The sequence below is a fragment of the Ciceribacter lividus genome (assembly GCF_003337715.1).
GTDB lineage: Bacteria > Pseudomonadota > Alphaproteobacteria > Rhizobiales > Rhizobiaceae > Allorhizobium > Allorhizobium lividum.
The window spans coordinates 1-1,118 of the sequence record NZ_QPIX01000029.1 but is presented as its reverse complement, the minus strand read 5'-3'; the positions used below and the strand labels follow the sequence as shown (position 1 = coordinate 1,118).

General features: G+C 55.5%; 1 protein-coding gene. It reads right to left on the bottom strand.

Translation table 11 applies throughout. The features are described 5' to 3' along the window. Positions 1 to 41: 41 nt before the first annotated feature. Positions 42 to 1,055, bottom strand: a complete 1,014-nt coding sequence (locus DFR48_RS21690) for an IS30 family transposase (protein WP_114365289.1) — start codon at positions 1,053 to 1,055, stop codon at positions 42 to 44. Between the last annotated feature and the right edge of the window lie 63 nt (positions 1,056 to 1,118).

The window sequence follows — 1,118 nt, the reverse complement described above, 5'->3', positions numbered from 1 at the left end:
TGCATGCTAGTTCCAGATTGAATGCAACGCTGTTCGAAAATCTACACGCTTTGGTTTTCCATAGCCAATAGATGCCTACTGAAGATTTCCTTTGGTGTCTGGAACCCCAGGCACTTGCGTGGCGTGTCGTTAAGCCGGTCACACAGAGAGCGAAGCTCCTGATTGCTCACGTCCAACACGACGGTCTCCGGCGGAAGATAACGCCGGATGCGCTTATTGGTGTTTTCGACCGTCCCTTTCTGCCATGGTGCTTGCGGATCGCAGAACCAGGCTGTCGTTCCCATTCCATGCTCCAGTTCGCGCCAGGAGACGAATTCCAATCCTCTGTCGAATGTCAGGCTTTGCCGCGCTTGCGCGGGCAGGGGTGCCAGCTGACGGATCAACTGATTCATGATCGGCTTCGAGCGCCGGTCATTGTTGCGGAACAGAACTGTGTAACGGCTCTTACGCTCAACGACAGTGGCAATATTAGCGGCACCATGCTCCTTCCTGAAGATCATCAGGTCCGCCTCCCAGTGGCCGAACTCGCTGCGGGAATTGATAACCTCGGGTCTGTTTCGAATGGCACATTCGATTGGAAAGACGAGACTTCTTGGCTTGCGCGCATATCTGGGACGCCGTTTCCTGCGTCGTTCCGGCAGGTGTCGAGCCAGCTGCTGATCGCGGCCTTCCTGTGAATAGACATACTGATAGATTGTCTCATGACTCAATTTTGTAGACGAACCGCTGACAAGCCTAAGGCGCCCGGAGATCTGTTCAGGGGACCAGCCGGCCTTCAGACGATCGACGACTGCAGCGCACAGATGTGGGTCGCGCAACAGCTTTCGGTAGCGACGCCGGCGGCTCTCAGCCATCTGATGCGCCGTCACGTGCCAGTAGCCTTGCACGATTGGAACGTCGTGATCACGCCAGAAATTCCGTCGAAGCTCGCGGCAGATGGTCGAGCGATCGCGACGAAGGGCGCGGGCGATCTCCGCTTGGCTATTCCTCTTCTCATGCATTCGCGCGATGATGCGCCGTTCGTCCATACTCAACTGCACAAAAGAGCGGGCCATTCCATCCTCCTGAAACTACGACCATTATTCTCTTCGTTGCATTTGAAAATGGAATCTGCCCCA